Origin of the sequence: Cellulosimicrobium sp. 22598, assembly GCF_052044445.1 — a bacterium.
Classification (GTDB): Bacteria; Actinomycetota; Actinomycetes; order Actinomycetales; family Cellulomonadaceae; genus Cellulosimicrobium; species Cellulosimicrobium cellulans_G.
The window spans coordinates 336,771-352,202 of sequence record NZ_JBQEMZ010000001.1 but is presented as its reverse complement, the minus strand read 5'-3'; the positions used below and the strand labels follow the sequence as shown (position 1 = coordinate 352,202).

At 76.4% G+C, this 15,432-nt stretch carries 15 protein-coding genes and 1 riboswitch; of the genes, 14 read left to right on the top strand and 1 reads right to left on the bottom strand.

Going from position 1 to position 15,432, the window contains the following annotated elements:
* The first annotated feature begins 21 nt into the window (after positions 1 to 21).
* From gmk to ACTJIY_RS01545, 11 genes are all read left to right on the top strand, one after another.
* Entirely contained in the window at positions 22 to 684 is a 663-nt protein-coding gene (gmk, locus tag ACTJIY_RS01595) for a guanylate kinase (protein ID WP_440673207.1), read from the top strand.
* Between the two features lie 176 nt (positions 685 to 860).
* A complete protein-coding gene (gene rpoZ, locus ACTJIY_RS01590; protein ID WP_047234226.1) occupies positions 861 to 1,139 on the top strand; it encodes a DNA-directed RNA polymerase subunit omega in 279 nt (92 codons plus the stop codon).
* 107 nt (positions 1,140 to 1,246) lie between these two features.
* On the top strand, positions 1,247 to 2,536 hold the full coding sequence (gene coaBC, locus ACTJIY_RS01585; RefSeq protein ID WP_440673027.1) for a bifunctional phosphopantothenoylcysteine decarboxylase/phosphopantothenate--cysteine ligase CoaBC: 1,290 nt from the start codon (positions 1,247 to 1,249) through the stop codon (positions 2,534 to 2,536).
* 64 nt (positions 2,537 to 2,600) lie between these two features.
* The gene (gene metK / locus ACTJIY_RS01580) at positions 2,601 to 3,797 is read left to right on the top strand and encodes a methionine adenosyltransferase (RefSeq protein WP_440673028.1); all 1,197 of its coding nucleotides are present in this window, start codon (positions 2,601 to 2,603) and stop codon (positions 3,795 to 3,797) included.
* Positions 3,798 to 3,933: 136 nt separating this feature from the next.
* Positions 3,934 to 6,258 carry a primosomal protein N' gene (locus ACTJIY_RS01575; RefSeq protein ID WP_440673029.1) on the top strand — a complete coding sequence of 775 codons (2,325 nt, stop codon included), beginning with the start codon at positions 3,934 to 3,936 and terminating at the stop codon, positions 6,256 to 6,258.
* The gene (locus ACTJIY_RS01570; protein ID WP_353709302.1) at positions 6,255 to 6,905 is read left to right on the top strand and encodes an HAD family hydrolase; all 651 of its coding nucleotides are present in this window, start codon (positions 6,255 to 6,257) and stop codon (positions 6,903 to 6,905) included. The genes ACTJIY_RS01575 and ACTJIY_RS01570 overlap by 4 nt, the downstream gene beginning before the upstream one ends.
* 123 nt (positions 6,906 to 7,028) lie before the next feature.
* Positions 7,029 to 7,400 (top strand): hypothetical protein, encoded by a 372-nt coding sequence (locus tag ACTJIY_RS01565; RefSeq protein ID WP_253049381.1) that lies wholly within the window; start codon positions 7,029 to 7,031, stop codon positions 7,398 to 7,400.
* 52 nt (positions 7,401 to 7,452) lie between these two features.
* A complete protein-coding gene (fmt, locus tag ACTJIY_RS01560) occupies positions 7,453 to 8,406 on the top strand; it encodes a methionyl-tRNA formyltransferase (protein WP_353709301.1) in 954 nt (317 codons plus the stop codon).
* A complete protein-coding gene (locus ACTJIY_RS01555) occupies positions 8,403 to 10,121 on the top strand; it encodes an RsmB/NOP family class I SAM-dependent RNA methyltransferase (RefSeq protein WP_440673030.1) in 1,719 nt (572 codons plus the stop codon). Before fmt ends, ACTJIY_RS01555 begins: the two co-directional genes overlap by 4 nt.
* An 87-nt stretch (positions 10,122 to 10,208) precedes the next feature.
* The gene (locus ACTJIY_RS01550; protein WP_253049387.1) at positions 10,209 to 10,436 is read left to right on the top strand and encodes a helix-turn-helix domain-containing protein; all 228 of its coding nucleotides are present in this window, start codon (positions 10,209 to 10,211) and stop codon (positions 10,434 to 10,436) included.
* The gene (locus tag ACTJIY_RS01545) at positions 10,433 to 11,704 is read left to right on the top strand and encodes a type II toxin-antitoxin system HipA family toxin (protein WP_374613780.1); all 1,272 of its coding nucleotides are present in this window, start codon (positions 10,433 to 10,435) and stop codon (positions 11,702 to 11,704) included. The genes ACTJIY_RS01550 and ACTJIY_RS01545 overlap by 4 nt, the downstream gene beginning before the upstream one ends.
* Positions 11,705 to 11,801: 97 nt before the next feature.
* Here the strand turns inward: ACTJIY_RS01545 and ACTJIY_RS01540 are convergent, their stop codons facing one another.
* Positions 11,802 to 12,407 carry a GNAT family N-acetyltransferase gene (locus ACTJIY_RS01540; protein WP_353709298.1) on the bottom strand — a complete coding sequence of 202 codons (606 nt, stop codon included), beginning with the start codon at positions 12,405 to 12,407 and terminating at the stop codon, positions 11,802 to 11,804.
* Positions 12,408 to 12,459: 52 nt separating this feature from the next.
* Here ACTJIY_RS01540 and rpe point away from each other — a divergent pair, with 52 nt between their 5' ends.
* The 3 genes from rpe to ACTJIY_RS01525 all read left to right on the top strand — a co-directional run bounded on the left by rpe (position 12,460) and on the right by ACTJIY_RS01525 (position 15,385).
* On the top strand, positions 12,460 to 13,128 hold the full coding sequence (gene rpe / locus ACTJIY_RS01535; protein WP_353709297.1) for a ribulose-phosphate 3-epimerase: 669 nt from the start codon (positions 12,460 to 12,462) through the stop codon (positions 13,126 to 13,128).
* 214 nt (positions 13,129 to 13,342) lie between these two features.
* Positions 13,343 to 13,466: riboswitch (FMN riboswitch) on the top strand.
* 159 nt (positions 13,467 to 13,625) lie between these two features.
* On the top strand, positions 13,626 to 14,750 hold the full coding sequence (gene ribD, locus ACTJIY_RS01530) for a bifunctional diaminohydroxyphosphoribosylaminopyrimidine deaminase/5-amino-6-(5-phosphoribosylamino)uracil reductase RibD (RefSeq protein WP_440673031.1): 1,125 nt from the start codon (positions 13,626 to 13,628) through the stop codon (positions 14,748 to 14,750).
* Positions 14,750 to 15,385 (top strand): riboflavin synthase, encoded by a 636-nt coding sequence (locus ACTJIY_RS01525; RefSeq protein ID WP_439157376.1) that lies wholly within the window; start codon positions 14,750 to 14,752, stop codon positions 15,383 to 15,385. Before ribD ends, ACTJIY_RS01525 begins: the two co-directional genes overlap by 1 nt.
* Positions 15,386 to 15,432 lie beyond the last annotated feature (47 nt).

The following is a 15,432-nucleotide window of genomic DNA, read 5'->3' as shown; positions in this document are numbered from 1 at the left end:
GCCGAGGGGACGTCGGCGTCGGTGGTCTCACCCGGCCCCGCCCGCCTGACCGTCCTTGCCGGTCCGACCGCCGTGGGGAAGGGGACGGTGTCGGCGGACATCCGGGCCCGGTACCCGGAGGTGTGGCTGTCCGTGTCCGCCACCACGCGCGACCCGCGACCGGGGGAGGTGGACGGCGTCCACTACCTGTTCGTCGGCGCCGACGAGTTCGCCCGCATGGTCGCGGACCGGGAGCTGCTCGAGTGGGCGGTGGTGCACGGTCGCAACAGCTACGGCACGCCCCGGCGTGCGGTCGAGGAGAAGCTCGCCGCGGGCGTGCCGGCGCTCCTGGAGATCGACCTCCAGGGCGCCCGCCAGGTGCGGGCCTCGATGCCCGAGGCGCGCTTCGTGTTCCTCGCCCCGCCGAGCTGGGACGAGCTGGTGCGCCGGCTCGTCGGCCGCGGCACGGAAGACGCGGAGGAGCGCGAGCGTCGGCTCACCACGGCGCGGGTCGAGCTCGCGGCGGAGTCGGAGTTCGACCACGTCATCGTCAACGACGAGGTGCATCGCGCGACGGACGAGCTCGTGCGCGTCATGGGGCTCGAGCCCCGGCCCGTCGTGGGCGGGACGGGTGACGCCGCGCGGTCGGCGGATCCTGCGCCGTCCGAGCGCACCGAGCAGCACACTCAGCAGCACACCGAGTAGACTGTCCTGCGGTGCCCGCGCGCGGGCCCGCTCCCCGGTGGGCCGCAGGCCCGGTCCGCGGACCCGGCGACTGCCCGGGGCCGCGCCGCCCGGCCCCGGACGGAGCGGTCGGCGCGCCGCCGCCATCGACCAGCTGCAGCCGTCGGCTGCAGACCCTTGAACCCACGGAGCGAACTGTGTCCGGAACCGTCGCCGCCCCCGAGGGCATCACCGACCCGCCGATCGACGACCTGCTGGAGCACGTCGACTCGAAGTACGCGCTCGTCATCTACTCGGCCAAGCGCGCGCGCCAGATCAACGCGTACTACTCGCAGCTCAGCGAGGGCCTGCTGGAGAACGTCGGGCCGCTGCTCGAGACGCGCAACCAGGAGAAGCCGCTGTCGATCGCGATGCGCGAGATCAACGCGGGCCTGCTCACGATCGAGGCCGAGCCCGACGAGGCCGACGAGGCCTGAGCCCGTACGCCGCGCCCCTCACGACGAGGGCGCGGCGTTCGTGCGTCCACGGCCGTCCGCCCCCGGGGTGGACGCGGAGTTCGAGCGGGACCGGCGGGAGGAGCGACATGCGGATCGTGCTCGGGGTGAGCGGCGGGGTCGCGGCCTACAAGGCCGTGCTGCTGCTGCGGCTGCTGCGCGAGCAGGGTCATCGGGTGCGCGTGGTGCCCACGGCGTCGGCGCTGCGGTTCGTCGGCGCGCCCACGTGGGAGGCGCTGTCGGGCGAGCCGGCGACGGACCAGGTGTTCGAGGACGTGGAGCACGTCCCGCACGTCGCGCTGGGCCAGGGCGCGGACCTGGTGGTCGTGGCGCCCGCGACCGCGGACCTGCTCGCGCGGGCGGCGTCGGGCCGGGCGGACGACCTGCTGACCTCGACGCTGCTGACCGCGCGCTGCCCGGTCGTGATGGCACCCGCGATGCACACCGAGATGTGGGAGCACCCGGCCACGCGCGCGAACGTGGCCACGCTGCGCGAGCGCGGCGTGCACGTGATCGAGCCCGCGTCGGGCCGTCTGACGGGTGCCGACACGGGCCCGGGGCGCCTGCCCGAGCCCGACGAGATCGCGCGCGTCGCCCTGGCCGTCGCGGGGGGCGCCGCCGACGAGGCGGGCGCCAGCGGGGAACCGGCGCCGGTGCGCGACCTCGCGGGTCGTCGGGTCGTGGTCTCCGCGGGCGGCACGCGCGAGCCGATCGACCCGGTCCGCTTCATCGGCAACCGGTCCAGCGGGCGCCAGGGGGTCGAGCTCGCGCGGGCGGCGCGGGCGCGGGGCGCCCACGTGACGCTCGTCGCGGCGAACCTGGCCCCGGACGTCGCCGCGCTGGTGCGGGACGCCGGCCTGGACGACGTGGTCGGGGTCGAGACGACGGCCCAGCTGCGCGACGCGGTGCGCGCCGCGGCGGCGTCGGCGGACGTCGTCGTGATGGCCGCTGCGGTCGCGGACTTCCGCCCGGCGCACGCGCCCGGGGCGAAGATCAAGAAGGTGCCGGGCCGCGGGCCGGAGCCGATCGCGCTCGTCGAGAACCCGGACGTGCTCGCCGAGCTCGCGCACGACCGGCTGCGCGCCGGCCAGGTCGTCGTGGGGTTCGCGGCCGAGACGGGCGACGCGGACGGCTCGGTGCTCGACCACGGCCGGGCGAAGGCGCGCCGCAAGGGCGCGGACCTGCTCGTCGTGAACGCGGTGGGCGAGAGCCTCGGGTTCGGCGTCGACGCGAACGACGTGACCGTCGTCGACGGGTCCGGCGACGTCGTCGCGACGGCGGGGGGCACCAAGCGCGCGGTGGCGGACGCCGTCTGGGACGTCGTCGCGGGCCGGGTGGCCGCGGCGACGGAGGACGTCGGGGCCGCACGGGTCGAGTAGACGCCCGTCTCGTCTCGCGTGCCGGATGCCCGCGCCCACGCCTCGGGACAGTAGGCTGTGCGGCATGGCTGATCTGCGTCTGTTCACGTCCGAGTCCGTCACCGAGGGGCACCCGGACAAGGTCTGCGACCAGATCTCCGACTCCATCCTCGACGCGCTCCTGACGCAGGACCCGACGTCCCGCGTGGCGGTCGAGACCATGGTCACCACGGGCCTCGTGCACGTCGCGGGCGAGGTGACCACGGACGCGTACGTCGAGATCCCGCAGATCGTGCGCGACGTCGTGCGCCGCATCGGGTACACGTCGTCCGCGATCGGCTTCGACGCGGACTCGTGCGGCATCTCCGTGTCGATCGGGCAGCAGTCGCCCGACATCGCGCAGGGCGTCGACAAGAGCCTCGAGGAGCGCGACGACCAGCGCGACCACGACCCCCTCGACGTGCAGGGCGCGGGCGACCAGGGCCTGATGTTCGGGTACGCGAGCGACGACACCCCGAGCCTCATGCCGCTGCCGGTCTGGCTCGCGCACCGCCTCGCGGAGCGTCTCGCGCTCGTGCGGCGCGACGGGACGGTGCCGGGGCTGCGCCCGGACGGCAAGACGCAGGTCACCATCGGGTACGACGGCGACCGTGCGGTCACGCTCGACACGGTCGTCCTGTCCACGCAGCACGACCCGGACGTGCGGCAGGACACGCTGCACCGGCTCGTCGCGGACGACGTCGTCGCGCCGGTCCTGGAGGCCGCGGGGGTGGACCTCGACACGCGCGAGACGCGCCTGTTCGTCAACCCGACGGGCACCTTCGTCGTCGGCGGCCCGCAGGGCGACGCCGGCCTCACCGGGCGCAAGATCATCGTGGACACCTACGGCGGCATGGCCCGCCACGGAGGCGGCGCGTTCTCCGGCAAGGACCCGTCGAAGGTGGACCGCTCCGCCGCGTACGCGACGCGCTGGGTCGCGAAGAACGTCGTCGCGGCGGGCCTCGCGCGCCGCTGCGAGGTGCAGGTCGCGTACGCGATCGGCAAGGCGCACCCCGTGGGCCTGTACGTGGAGACGTTCGGCACGGAGAAGGTGCCGGTCGAGCGCATCACGGCCGCGATCCGCGAGGTGTTCGACCTGCGCCCCGCGGCGATCATCCGTGACCTGGACCTGCTGCGCCCCATCTACGCCGCGACGGCCGCGTACGGGCACTTCGGGCGCGAGCTGGACCAGTTCACGTGGGAGCGCACGGACCGCGTCGCGGACCTGCAGTCCCAGGTGTGACGAGCCCGGCCCGGCTTCGCACGGCCGCGCCGGTTCGCCTGCCGGTCGACCTGCTGGCGTGCCCGAGCGTCCGCGCGCTCGGCGAGGTGCCGCCCGCCCGCCCGGTCGTGACGGCGGCGCGTGGTTCGATGACGTCGTGAGCGAGCCCGAGGACACGTCGCAGGCGGTGCAGGACACCCTGCCGGGCGTCTCGGCGCCCGCGGCACGGCGCCCGGCCGTCCCGGCGTCCCAGCAGGTCGCGGCGCACCTGCCCGTCGCGCGCCTGGCGCTCGACCTGGCGCCCCCGCACCTGGACCGCGCGTTCGACTACCTCGTGCCCGCCACGATGTCCGACGACGCGCAGCCCGGCGTGCGGGTCAAGGTGCGGTTCGCCGGCCGCGACGTCGACGGGTACGTCCTGGAGCGGACCGAGCGCTCCGACCACGACGGCCGCCTGCTGCCGCTGCGCCGCGTCGTCTCGCCGGAGCCGGTGCTCTCGCCGGCCGTGGCGCGGCTCGCGCGCTCGGTCGCCGACCACTACGCGGGCACCCTGTCGGACGTGCTCCGCCTCGCCGTCCCGCCCCGGCACGCGCGCGCCGAGCAGGCGCTCGCGGCCGCCGTCGCCGCGGCACCCGGGAGCGGCGCCGCGGGGGCCACGACGCCGGCGGGCGAGTCCGGCGCGGCACACCCCGCCCCGTCAGAGGCCGCAGGGTCCGGTGCGGCGTCCGGCGGGTCCGTGTGGGCCCCGTACCGCGCCGGCGCGGCGTTCCTCGCGCACGTCGCGGGCGGGGGCGCGCCGCGGGCGGTGTGGACCGCGCTGCCGGGCCTCGCGCCGCCCGCCCCTCCTGCCTCGGTGCCGGGGCAGGTCGAGCGCGGGAAGGGTGCCGCGCGGGTGCGCCGGGCGGCGGACCCGCTGCCCGTGACGCACTGGGCCGCGGCCGTCGCGGAGGCGGTGCGCGCGGCCCGGTCGGGCGGCCGGGGGGCGCTCGTCGTCGTGCCCGACGCGCGGGACGTGGACCAGGTCTGCGCCGCCCTGGACGCCGCGGGGCTGCCCCCGTGGGACGCCGCGACCGGGGGCGAGGTGGTGCGCCTCACCGCGGACGAGGGACCGGCGCCCCGGTACCGCGGCTTCCTCGCGGTGCTGCACGGCCGGGCGCGGGTCGTCGTGGGGACCAGGGCGGCGGCGTTCGCCCCGGTGGCGGACCTCGGTCTCGTGGTGTGCTGGAACGACGGCGAGGACACGCTCGCCGAGCCGCGTGCCCCCTACCCGCACGCGCGCGAGGTGCTCGCGCTGCGCAGCGACCAGGAGGGTGCCGCGTTCCTCCTCGGGTCGCACGGCCGCACGGTCGCGGCGCACGCGCTCGTGACCCGGGGCTGGGCGCACGATCTGGCGGCGCCGCGCGACGTCGTGCGGGCACGGGCGCCCCGGGTCCGCGCCCTGACCTCCGTGGAGCTCGCCGCCGAGGGCCCGGGCGCCGCGGCCCGCATCCCGACCGCGGCGTGGCGCGCGGCTCGCTCCGCGCTCGAGCAGGGGCCTGTGCTGGTGCAGGTGCCCCGCTCGGGGTACGTGCCCGTCGTCGCGTGCGGGCGCTGCCGCACGCCGGCGCGCTGCACCGTGTGCCACGGCCCGCTCGCGCTGTCCGGCCCGCAGGCGACGCCGCAGTGCGCGTGGTGCGGGGCGCTCGCGGGCGGGTGGTCGTGCGCGGAGTGCCACTGGACGGGGCTGCGGTCGGTGCGCGTGGGGTCGCAGCGCACGGCGGAGGAGCTGGGACGCGCGTTCGCGGGCGTGCCCGTGCAGGTGTCCGGCGCGGCCGCGGCGGGCGGCGTGCTGGGCGCGGTGTCGTCCCGACCGGCGCTCGTCGTCGCGACGCCGGGTGCGGAGCCGGTCGCCGAGGGCGGGTACGCGGCGGCGCTCCTGCTCGACGCCGCCGTGAGCACCGCGCACGTCGGGCTGGACGTCGCGCAGGACGCGCTCGCGCGCTGGCTCGCCGCGGCGGCGCTCGTGCGTCCGGCGACCGCGGGCGGGCAGGTGCTGCTCGTCGGCGACGCCGCCCCGGCGCCGACCAACGCGCTCGTGCGCTGGGACCCGGCGCTCCTCGCGGACCGGGAGCTCGACGAGCGGGCCGAGCTGTCCCTGCCGCCCGCCGTCCGGGTGGCGGCGGTGACGGGGGACCGCCCGGCCGTCGCGGCGCTGCTGGGGCGGGTGGAGCTGGCGCGGCCCGACGCCGTCCTCGGTCCCGTGGAGGTGCCCGCGCCCCCGCCGCGCGGGCGGGCGCCGGGGGCGGGCGGCCCAGGGAGCGGGGCCGTCGACGGCCCGGGGCCGGGGATGCTGGACGCCCCACCCGTGCGCGCCGTCGTGCGGGTGCCCGTGCGCGACGGCCGGCGGCTCGCGCGTGAGCTCGCCGCGTCCCTCGCGGTGCGGTCGGCGCGCCGGGAGCCGGGTAGCGTGCGGGTGGAGCTCGACCCGAAGGAGATCCTGTGACGACTCACCACCCCGCGCCGACCAGCGGCACCCCCGAGCGCGCGATCGACGCCGTGCTGTACGACTTCGGCAACGTGCTGGTGGGCTGGGACCCGTACGGCGCGTACGCCGGGCTGGAGCGGGAGGTGGTCGACGCGTTCTTCGCCGACGTCGACTTCCGGGTCCTCAACCACGAGCGCGACGCCGGGGCCACGTGGGCGGACGCGCGCGCCGCCGTCGCGGCGTCCCACCCGCACCACGTGGCGCTCCTGGACCGCTACGTCGCGGAGTTCCCCGCGACGCTCACCGGCCCCGTGGAGGGCTCCGAGGAGCTGGTGCGCGAGCTGCGCGACCTCGGGCTGCGCCTCTACGGGCTGACGAACTGGTCCGCCGAGCTGTACCCCCACGCCGGGCCCGCCGCCCCGGCCACGACCCTCATGGAGGACGTCCTCGTCTCCGGGCGCGAGGGTCTCGCCAAGCCCGACCCCGCGATCTTCGCGCTCGCGGTCGACCGGTTCGGCCTCGACCCGGCGCGCACGCTCTTCACCGACGACAGTCCCGCGAACATCGACGCCGCGGCCCGGCTCGGCCTGCGCACGCACCTCTTCGACGGCACGCCCGGCCTGCGCGCCGCCCTGCGCGACCTCGGCGTGCCCGTCGCGCGGTGACGGTCGCCGCGGGCGTCCGTGGCGCGTCCCGCACCGCGCGGGCCGGACGTGGTCGACCGGGGTCCCCGGGCTGACGGGCGCCGACCCTTCCGCGGGTGCGCGGCGTCTGCTGGGATGAGAGCCGTGCTCCCCGCTCGGCGACCGGCCCTCATGGCGTCCGCGCTGCTCGTGGTGGCGGCGCTCGCGGCCTGCTCCGACGGCGCGCCGAGCGCGACCGCACGGTGGCACGTCGCTCCGGACGCGGACCTCGCGGGGGACGTGCTGCCGATCGTGGTCGAGCACGGCGCCGCCTGCGAGGAGTACGCGGGCGTCGACGTCGTCGAGAGCGACGACGCGGTCGAGATCACCGTGCGGGTGGTCGTCCGGCGACCGGAGGAGGGGTCCGTGTGCACCGAGGCGGCGATCTCGCGCCGGGTGGACGTCCCCCTGGACGTGCCGCTCGGCGCGCGGACGGTGGGCGGACCAGGGCACGAGGAGACTCCCGCGCTCGGGTAGCGCGGCTCCCGACCGCGCGGTCGGGAGCGCCGCGCGACCTAGACTCGGGCCCATGCGCCTGCTGTTCGCCGGGACCCCGGATACCGCGGTCCCGTCCCTCGACGCCCTCCTCGACTCCCGCCACGACGTCGTCGCCGTCCTCACGCGCGCCGACGCGCCGTCGGGCCGGGGGCGGCGCCTGACCCCGAGCCCCGTCCGCGTGCGCGCGGAGGAGGCCGGGATCCCCGTGATCACCGACCGCCCCCGCGGCGAGGAGTTCCTCGCGCGCCTCGCGGAGCTCGACGTCGACGCGGCACCCGTCGTCGCGTACGGGGAGATCCTGCGCCCCGACGTGCTCGCCGTGCCGCGGCACGGGTGGGTCAACCTGCACTTCTCCGTCCTGCCGGCCTGGCGCGGCGCCGCGCCCGTGCAGCGCGCGATCATCGCCGGGGACGAGGTCACCGGCGCCACGACGTTCCTCATCGAGGAGGGCCTGGACTCCGGCCCCACCCTCGGCACGACGACCGAGACCATCCGTCCTCGCGACACCGCCGGGGACCTCCTCGGCCGCCTCGCCGTGTCCGGCGCGGGCCTGCTCGTCGCGACGCTCGACGCGCTCGAGGACGGGACCCTGCGCCCGCAGCCCCAGCCCGCCGACGGCGTCTCCCACGCCGCGAAGCTCACGCCCGCCGACGCGGAGGTGCGCTGGGACCACCCGGCGCTCGCGGTCGACCGCCTCGTGCGGGGCTGCACCCCGGCGCCGGGCTCCTGGACCACGGTCCCCGGTCCCGACGGCGCGCGCGCCCGCCTCGGCCTCGGCCCGGTGACGCCGCGCCCCGACGTCACGGACCTCGCCCCCGGGCAGGTGCGCGCCGGGAAGAAGGAGGTGCTCGTCGGCACCGCGACGCACGCCGTCCGGCTCGGGGACGTCGCGCCCGTCGGCAAGAAGCAGATGCCCGCCGCCGACTGGGCGCGCGGGGCACGCCTCCCCGAAGAGCTCGTGCTCGGCGCGGAGGTCGCCCGATGAGCGGCGGCACGCCCGCGGACCGCGACCGCGCCGCCATGGACCGCCGGCCGTCGACCAGGGGATCGAACGCACGTTCGAACGATCGGGCGAACGGATCCGCCCGGGACGGCCGCGAGTCGAACGCGCGTTCGAGCGCGCGCCGAGAGGCCGGGCGCGACGGCTCGAACGCCCGTTCGAACAGGTCGGACGGTGGCCAGGACCGCCGTGCCGACGATCGCCGCGACGCCCGCGGGCGCCAGCGCGGCGCCGCCCGCTCCCGGGGCGATACGTCCCGCAGCGCGCACGCACCCTCCCAGCGCCGCAAGGGCACCGACCCCGCCCGCGCCGTCGCCTACGACGTCCTGCGGCAGGTCGACGGCTCCGACGCCTACGCCAACCTCGTCCTGCCCCCGCTGCTGCGCGAGCGCGGCATCCGCGGCCGCGACGCGGGGTTCGCCACCGAGCTCGCCTACGGCACCCTGCGCCTGCGCGGGCGCTACGACGCGATCCTCGCGCTGTGCCTCGACCGCCCCCTCGAGCGCCTCGACCCGCCCGTGCTCGACGTCCTGCGGCTCGGCGCGCACCAGCTCCTCGGCATGCGCGTGCCCCAGCACGCCGCCGTGTCCGAGACCGTCGGCCTGGCCCGGGAGCGCACCGGCGCCGGCAGCGCCCAGCTCGTCAACGCCGTCCTGCGCCGCGTCGCCCGCACCCCCCTCGACGACTGGCTCACCACCATCGCCGACGACGCCCCGGACGCCCTCGCGGCGCTCGCGGCCACCCAGAGCCACCCCGTGTGGATCGCCCGCGCCCTGCGCGACGCCCTCGCCGGCAACGGGCGCCCCGTCGCCGAGCTCGACGCCCTCCTCGCCGCCGACAACGACGCCCCCCGCGTCACGCTCGTCGCCCGTCCCGGCCTCGCCGACCCCGACGAGCTGGCCGACGGCGACGACCGCGTCACGCCCTCGCGCTGGGCCCCCACCGCGCTGCGCCTCGAGGGCGGCGACCCCGCCGCGTTCGGCGCCGTGCGCGACGGCCGCGCCGGCGTCCAGGACGAGGGCAGCCAGCTCGTCGCGCTCGCGCTCGCCGCCGCACCGCTCACCGGACCGCAGCCCGGCTCCACCGGCGACGACGCGCGCTGGCTCGACCTGTGCGCCGGCCCCGGCGGCAAGGCCGCGCTCCTCGCGGCGCTCGCGGCCGAGCGCGGGGCCCGCCTCGTCGCCAACGAGGTCCAGCCGCACCGCGCACGCCTCGTGGAGAACGCGCTCGCCGCCGTGCCCGCGGACGCCGTGGAGGCCGTGCGCACGGGCGACGGGCGCGCCGTCGGGCAGGACGAGCCGGGTGCGTACGACCGCGTGCTCCTCGACGCCCCCTGCACCGGCCTCGGTGCGCTGCGCCGTCGTCCCGAGTCCCGGTGGCGGCGCACCCCGGCGGACCTCGCGACCCTCACCGGGCTCCAGCGCGAGCTCCTCGACTCCGCACTCGACGCCGTCCGGCCCGGGGGAGTGGTCGGGTACGTCACGTGCTCGCCCCACCTCGCCGAGACCCAGGTCGTCGTCGCCGACGTGCTCCGCCGCCGCGACGACGTCGAGGTCCTCGACGCCCCGGCCGTCGTGCGCGACGTCGTGCGCCCCGAGGCGCGCGACACGATCGAGCTCGGCGACCGCCAGGACGTCCAGCTCTGGCCGCACGTCCACGGCACCGACGCCATGCACCTCACGCTCCTCCGTCGCGTCTGACCAGGCCACAGTGCCTTTGTCAGGATATTCGGCGGAAGTCTGTGTCATGATAGTCGGACATGGTTCGCTGGCAGGAGGGAAGACGCGATGACAGGACACTGGACGGGCGCCCGGAGCGCGCGCGACATCGGCGCGGCCGTCCGCAGGGTACGGCGAGCGCAGGGCATCACTCAGGCGGAGCTCGCCGACGACCTCGGAATCACCCGCCAGTATCTCTCCGAGCTCGAGAACGGCGTCGACAACCTCTACATCACCCGGCTCTTCGAGGTCCTCGACCACCTCGACATCTCCCTCCGCCTCGAGGACCGATCGTGAGACGGGCCGAGGAGCTCGACCTCTGGCTCTACGGGACTCACGCCGGGCGCTTCACGCGACGACGAGACGATCGCGTCGACCTCACATGGACAGACGAGGCCTACGAACGGTGGGGGATCGGCGCGCGAACGCTGTCCCACCTCCTCCCGATGGAACCCGACGAACCACCACACCCCGCCCGGGCCACCGCATGGCTCGACGGGCTCATGCCCGAGGGCCGCGCCCGCGACCAGATGGCCATGGAAGCCGCCGTCGACCCCGAGGACCACCTCTCGTTCTTCACGGCGTACGCAGGCGACACCATCGGGGCCGTAGAGCTGCGCCCTCCAGGCCAAGCCGGCCATCGATCCGTTCCCGCCGAACGGCTCGACGACGCCGCGGTCGCCAGGCTCCTTCGAGAAGGCGTCGCGCGATTCGGCGGCGTCGGACGAAGCAAGCACCTCACCAGCTCCCTGCCCGGCATGGAACCCAAGATCACCCTCCTCCACGACGAGCACGGCTGGGCCCGCCCCCACGGATCCGCCCCCACCACCCACATCCTCAAGGTCGCCCGCCCCTCCGACTCACCCACCGCCGACCTCGTCAACACCGAGGCCGCCGCCCTCGACCTCGCCCGCCGCGTCGGCCTCACCACCGTCGACGCGCACGTCACCGAGTTCGACGGCGAACGCGCCATCGTCGTCACCCGCTACGACCGCATCCCCGACCCCCGCGAACCCAGCGGCACCGCCCGCCTCCACCAGGAGGACGCCGCCCAGGCCCTCGGCATCAACACCCGCGACCCCGAACGCAAGTTCCAGCACGGACGCCGCTTCCCTTCCCTCGCCGCCATCGCCCGCACCCTCCGCGACGACGGCACCCGCCCCGACCCCCTCCTCGCCCTCACCACCTTCAACCTCGCCCTCGGCAACACCGACGCCCACGCCAAGAACATCTCCGTCCTCCGCCACGCCGACGGCACCGTCCGCCTCGCCCCCGCCTACGACGTCTCCATGCACCTCCACCACGACCACGCCTCCCGCGTCTTCGCCATGGACGTCGCCGGAGAACGCGACATGGACCGCCTCACCGCCGACCACCTCGTCACCGAAGGCACCACCTGGGGCCTGCCCCGCCGCCGCGCCCAGCGCGCCGTCGTCCAGACCCTCGACGCACTCCTCGCGGCGCTCGCGGACGTCGACCGCGACGCCCACCCCGGCGTGAGCCGCCACGCCTGGCGCACCGTCGAGCAGCGCACCACCGACCTCCGCCGAGGCATCCTCGCCTGATCCCGGCTCGCCGAGGTAGAGCCCTGGTCGTGCCCGACGGCACGACCACGCCTCTACCTCGGCGCGTCGGGCGGGCTGTGAGGGTCTCGTCGCCGGGTCAGAGGGAGCGCTGGAGGAGGATCGTGTCGACCCAGCGGCCGTGCTTGAAGCCGACGGCGGTGAGGCGGCCGGTCTCGACGAAGCCGAAGCGCCGGTGGAGGGGGAGCGAGCCCGCCGCCTCGGGGACGTCGGCGACGACCGAGACGACCTGCCGGACGCCTGCGGAGACGCACGCGTCGAGCAGCGCGCCCAGCAGCGCGGTGCCGATCCCGTGCCCGGTGTGGTCGGGGTCGAGGTAGATCGTGTCCTCGGCGGTGTGTCGGTACGCGGGCTTCGGGCGCCATGCGGACGCGTAGGCGTAGCCAGCGACCACCGGGTGGCCCGTGCCGTCCGGACCTGGCGGCCCGTCGACCTCGGCGACGAGGAACGGCAGGCCGCGAGCGGTGACGTCGTCGAGCTTGCGCTCCCACGCGGGGACGTCCCAGACCTCCTCCTCGAACGTCACGCACGTGTCGCGGACGAAGGGCGCGGCGATCGCGGCGACGCGGCCGAGGTCGGCCCGCGTGGCGGCGCGCACCCGGACGCCCGCGGGGACCGGTGTCGGCCCTGTCGGCCCTGTCGGCGCAGGTGGGCGTCGGGTGCCGGGGGAGGGGAGGCTGCTCACGGGACGAGCCTACGAGCGTCGAGGGCGGGCGGAGGCACCCTAGGCTGGAGCCATGGCAGCCCTCATCGCACCGAGCATCCTGTCCGCCGACTTCGCGAACCTCGAGCGCGACCTGAACGCCATCTCGACGGCGGACTACGCGCACGTCGACGTCATGGACAACCACTTCGTGCCGAACCTCACGCTCGGGCTGCCGGTGTTCGAGCGCCTGGCGCAGGTGTCGCCGGTGCCGATCGACGCGCACCTCATGATCGAGGACCCGGACCGCTGGGCGCCGGCGTACGCGGAGGCGGGTGCCGCGTCGGTGACGTTCCACGCCGAGGCCGCTGCCGCCCCTGTGCGGCTCGCACGCGAGCTCCGGCGCCTCGGGTCCCGTGCAGGCCTCGCGCTGCGCCCTGCGACGCCCGTGGAGCCCTTCCTGGACCTCCTGGCGGAGGTCGACATGATCCTCGTCATGACGGTCGAGCCGGGCTTCGGCGGGCAGTCGTTCATCGAAGGGACCCTCCCGAAGATCCGACGGGCGCGCGAGGCCGTGAGCGAGTCCGGGCTGGACGTGTGGATCCAGGTCGACGGGGGAGTGTCGCGCACGACCATCGAGCGGGCGGCCGACGCGGGGGCCAACGTCTTCGTCGCCGGGTCGGCGGTGTACGGGGCGGAGAGCGTGCCGGGTGAGATCCAGGCGCTGCGCGAGCTGGCGGAGGCGTCGGCGCACGCACACTGACGACCGGCCGAGAGGGAGCCCGCACCTCGGGCTCCCTCTCTCGTAGCGACAAAAATAGTGTGCCAAGCGGTCATGACGACCCCCACCTACCGAGGCCGGTCACCACACAGCACGGAGGGGAGGAGTCGTTCGGTCACGTCTGCTCGGCAGGCGGACAGGCGGGCCCCGGGGAATGCGCGAGTAGCATGCTCGGTTGGAAGCAGCAGTACGCACGAACGTGCTCCGGGGTCGGTGCAATTCCGAGCCGGCGGTGACAGTCCGCGACCCGCGCCCACGCGCGGTTGACCTGGTGGAACTCCAGGACCGACGGTGACAGTCCGGATGGGAGGAAGCACGTGCGGCGCGGCCACGCCTGGGCGTGGTGCTCCGGCGACCCGTCGGAGCACCCGTCCGTGACGGCGACGGCCTCGCCGTGGTGAGCGACGCCGTCGGGCCCGTCCAGGCCTGACCCCGCCGCCCGCCCTCACCCCGGAGCACGCGTGCCCGGGAGGAGGACGATGGGCGAGCACCCCAGGACCCTGACGATCGACGCCGCGATGACGCGCGCGCTCGAGCTCGCGGGACGCGGACCCGCGCACGGACCCAACCCCCGGGTCGGCTGCGTCCTGCTGGGGCCCGCCCCGCACGGCCCTGCCCTGCCAGACGGCGCCGCGCCCGACTCGGTGGACCCGCACCCGCGGCCGGTCCTCGCCGAGGGATACCACCGAGGTGCGGGGACGCCGCACGCCGAGGCCGCCGCCCTCGCGGACGCCCGGGCGCGCGGCGTCGACGTCACCGGCGCGACCGCCGTCGTGACGCTCGAGCCGTGCGCCCACACCGGCCGCACGGGGCCGTGCGCGGACGCGCTCGTGGCCGCGGGGGTGGCCGAGGTCGTGCACGCCGTCGACGACCCGAACCCCGTGGCGACGGGTGGTGCGCACCGCCTGCGCGCGGCCGGGGTGCGCGTCGTGCGCGGCCTGCGCGCCGCCGAGGGCGAGGAGCTCCTCCGGGTGTGGCTGACGTCCGTGCGACGCGGTACGCCGTACGTGACGCTCAAGACGGCGACGACGCTCGACGGGTACGTCGCGGCCGAGGACGGCACGAGCCGCTGGATCACCGGGCCGGCGGCCCGCGAGCACGCGCACCGCGTGCGCGCCGAGGTCGACGCGATCGTCGTCGGCACGGGCACGCTCCTCACGGACGACCCGGCGCTCACCGCACGGGTGCGCACGCACGACGCCGCGAGCGCCGAGGCCCTCGCGGCGCACCAGCCCCTGCGGGTCGTCGTCGGGCTGCGGGGGATCCCGCCGGCGGCGCGCGTGCGCGGGGAGGGCGGCGAGCTGCTGCACCTGCTGACGCGCGACGTCGGGCTGGTGCTGGAACGGCTCGGGGAGCGCGAGGTGCGGCACGTGCTCGTGGAGGGCGGCCCGACGCTCGCGACGGCGTTCCTCGCGGCGGGCGTGGTGGACGAGCTGCACGCGTACGTGGCCCCGGTGCTGCTGGGGAGCGGTCGGCGGGCCGTGGACGGGCTGGGCGTGGCGACGATCGCCGACGCGCACCGGTTCCGCACGGTCGAGGTGAGGCGGGTCGGGGACGACGCGCTGGTGGTGTCCAGGACGAGCACGGAAGGACGGGTCGGCTGATGTTCACGGGGATCGTGGAGGAGATCGGGAAGGTTCGGGACGTCGGGTTCCCGGGCGGCGAGGGAGCGGATGCGGTGCTCACGGTGGAGGGGCCGCTCGCCACGTCGGACGCGGCGCCGGGGGACTCGATCGCGGTCAACGGGGTGTGCCTGACGGTGACGGGCCTGGGCGGCGACGGGTCGTTCACGGCGGACGTGATGCCGGAGTCGCTGCGCCGGACCGCCCTGGGCGACCTCGTGGTGGGCTCGCCGGTGAACCTGGAGCGTGCGGTGCGGGCGGACGCGCGGCTGGGGGGTCACGTGGTGCAGGGGCACGTGGACGGTGTCGGGACGCTGGTGAGCCGCGACCCGGGCGAGCGCTGGGACGACCTGGTGTTCTCGGCGCCTGCGGGCTTGACGCGGTACGTCGCGGAGAAGGGCTCGATCGCGGTGAGCGGGGTGTCGCTGACGGTGACGCGGGTGGACGACGAGACGTTCGGCGTCTCCCTCATCCCGACGACGCTCGAAGCGACGATCCTCGGCGGGCTCGTCCCGGGCGACCGGGTGAACCTCGAGGTGGACGTGCTCGCGAAGTACGTCGAGCGCCTGCTCCAGTCGGGCTCCGGTGCCGGCACCACCTCCGGGAGCGCGTCGTGACGGGCGGACGCGCGCCGTCCGCGAGCGCCGCCGTGCCGGAGGGGTCG

Excerpts from the sequence above, each read along its gene's own strand:
- coaBC (WP_440673027.1), top strand. The coding sequence starts at position 1,247 with ATGCGGATCGTGCTCGGGGTGAGCGGCGGGGTCGCGGCCTACAAGGCC.
- metK (WP_440673028.1), top strand. The coding sequence starts at position 2,601 with ATGGCTGATCTGCGTCTGTTCACGTCCGAGTCCGTCACCGAGGGGCAC.
- fmt (WP_353709301.1), top strand. The coding sequence starts at position 7,453 with ATGCGCCTGCTGTTCGCCGGGACCCCGGATACCGCGGTCCCGTCCCTC.
- ACTJIY_RS01555 (WP_440673030.1), top strand. The coding sequence starts at position 8,403 with ATGAGCGGCGGCACGCCCGCGGACCGCGACCGCGCCGCCATGGACCGC.
- ACTJIY_RS01550 (WP_253049387.1), top strand. The coding sequence starts at position 10,209 with ATGACAGGACACTGGACGGGCGCCCGGAGCGCGCGCGACATCGGCGCG.
- rpe (WP_353709297.1), top strand. The coding sequence starts at position 12,460 with ATGGCAGCCCTCATCGCACCGAGCATCCTGTCCGCCGACTTCGCGAAC.
- ribD (WP_440673031.1), top strand. The coding sequence starts at position 13,626 with ATGGGCGAGCACCCCAGGACCCTGACGATCGACGCCGCGATGACGCGC.
- ACTJIY_RS01525 (WP_439157376.1), top strand. The coding sequence starts at position 14,750 with ATGTTCACGGGGATCGTGGAGGAGATCGGGAAGGTTCGGGACGTCGGG.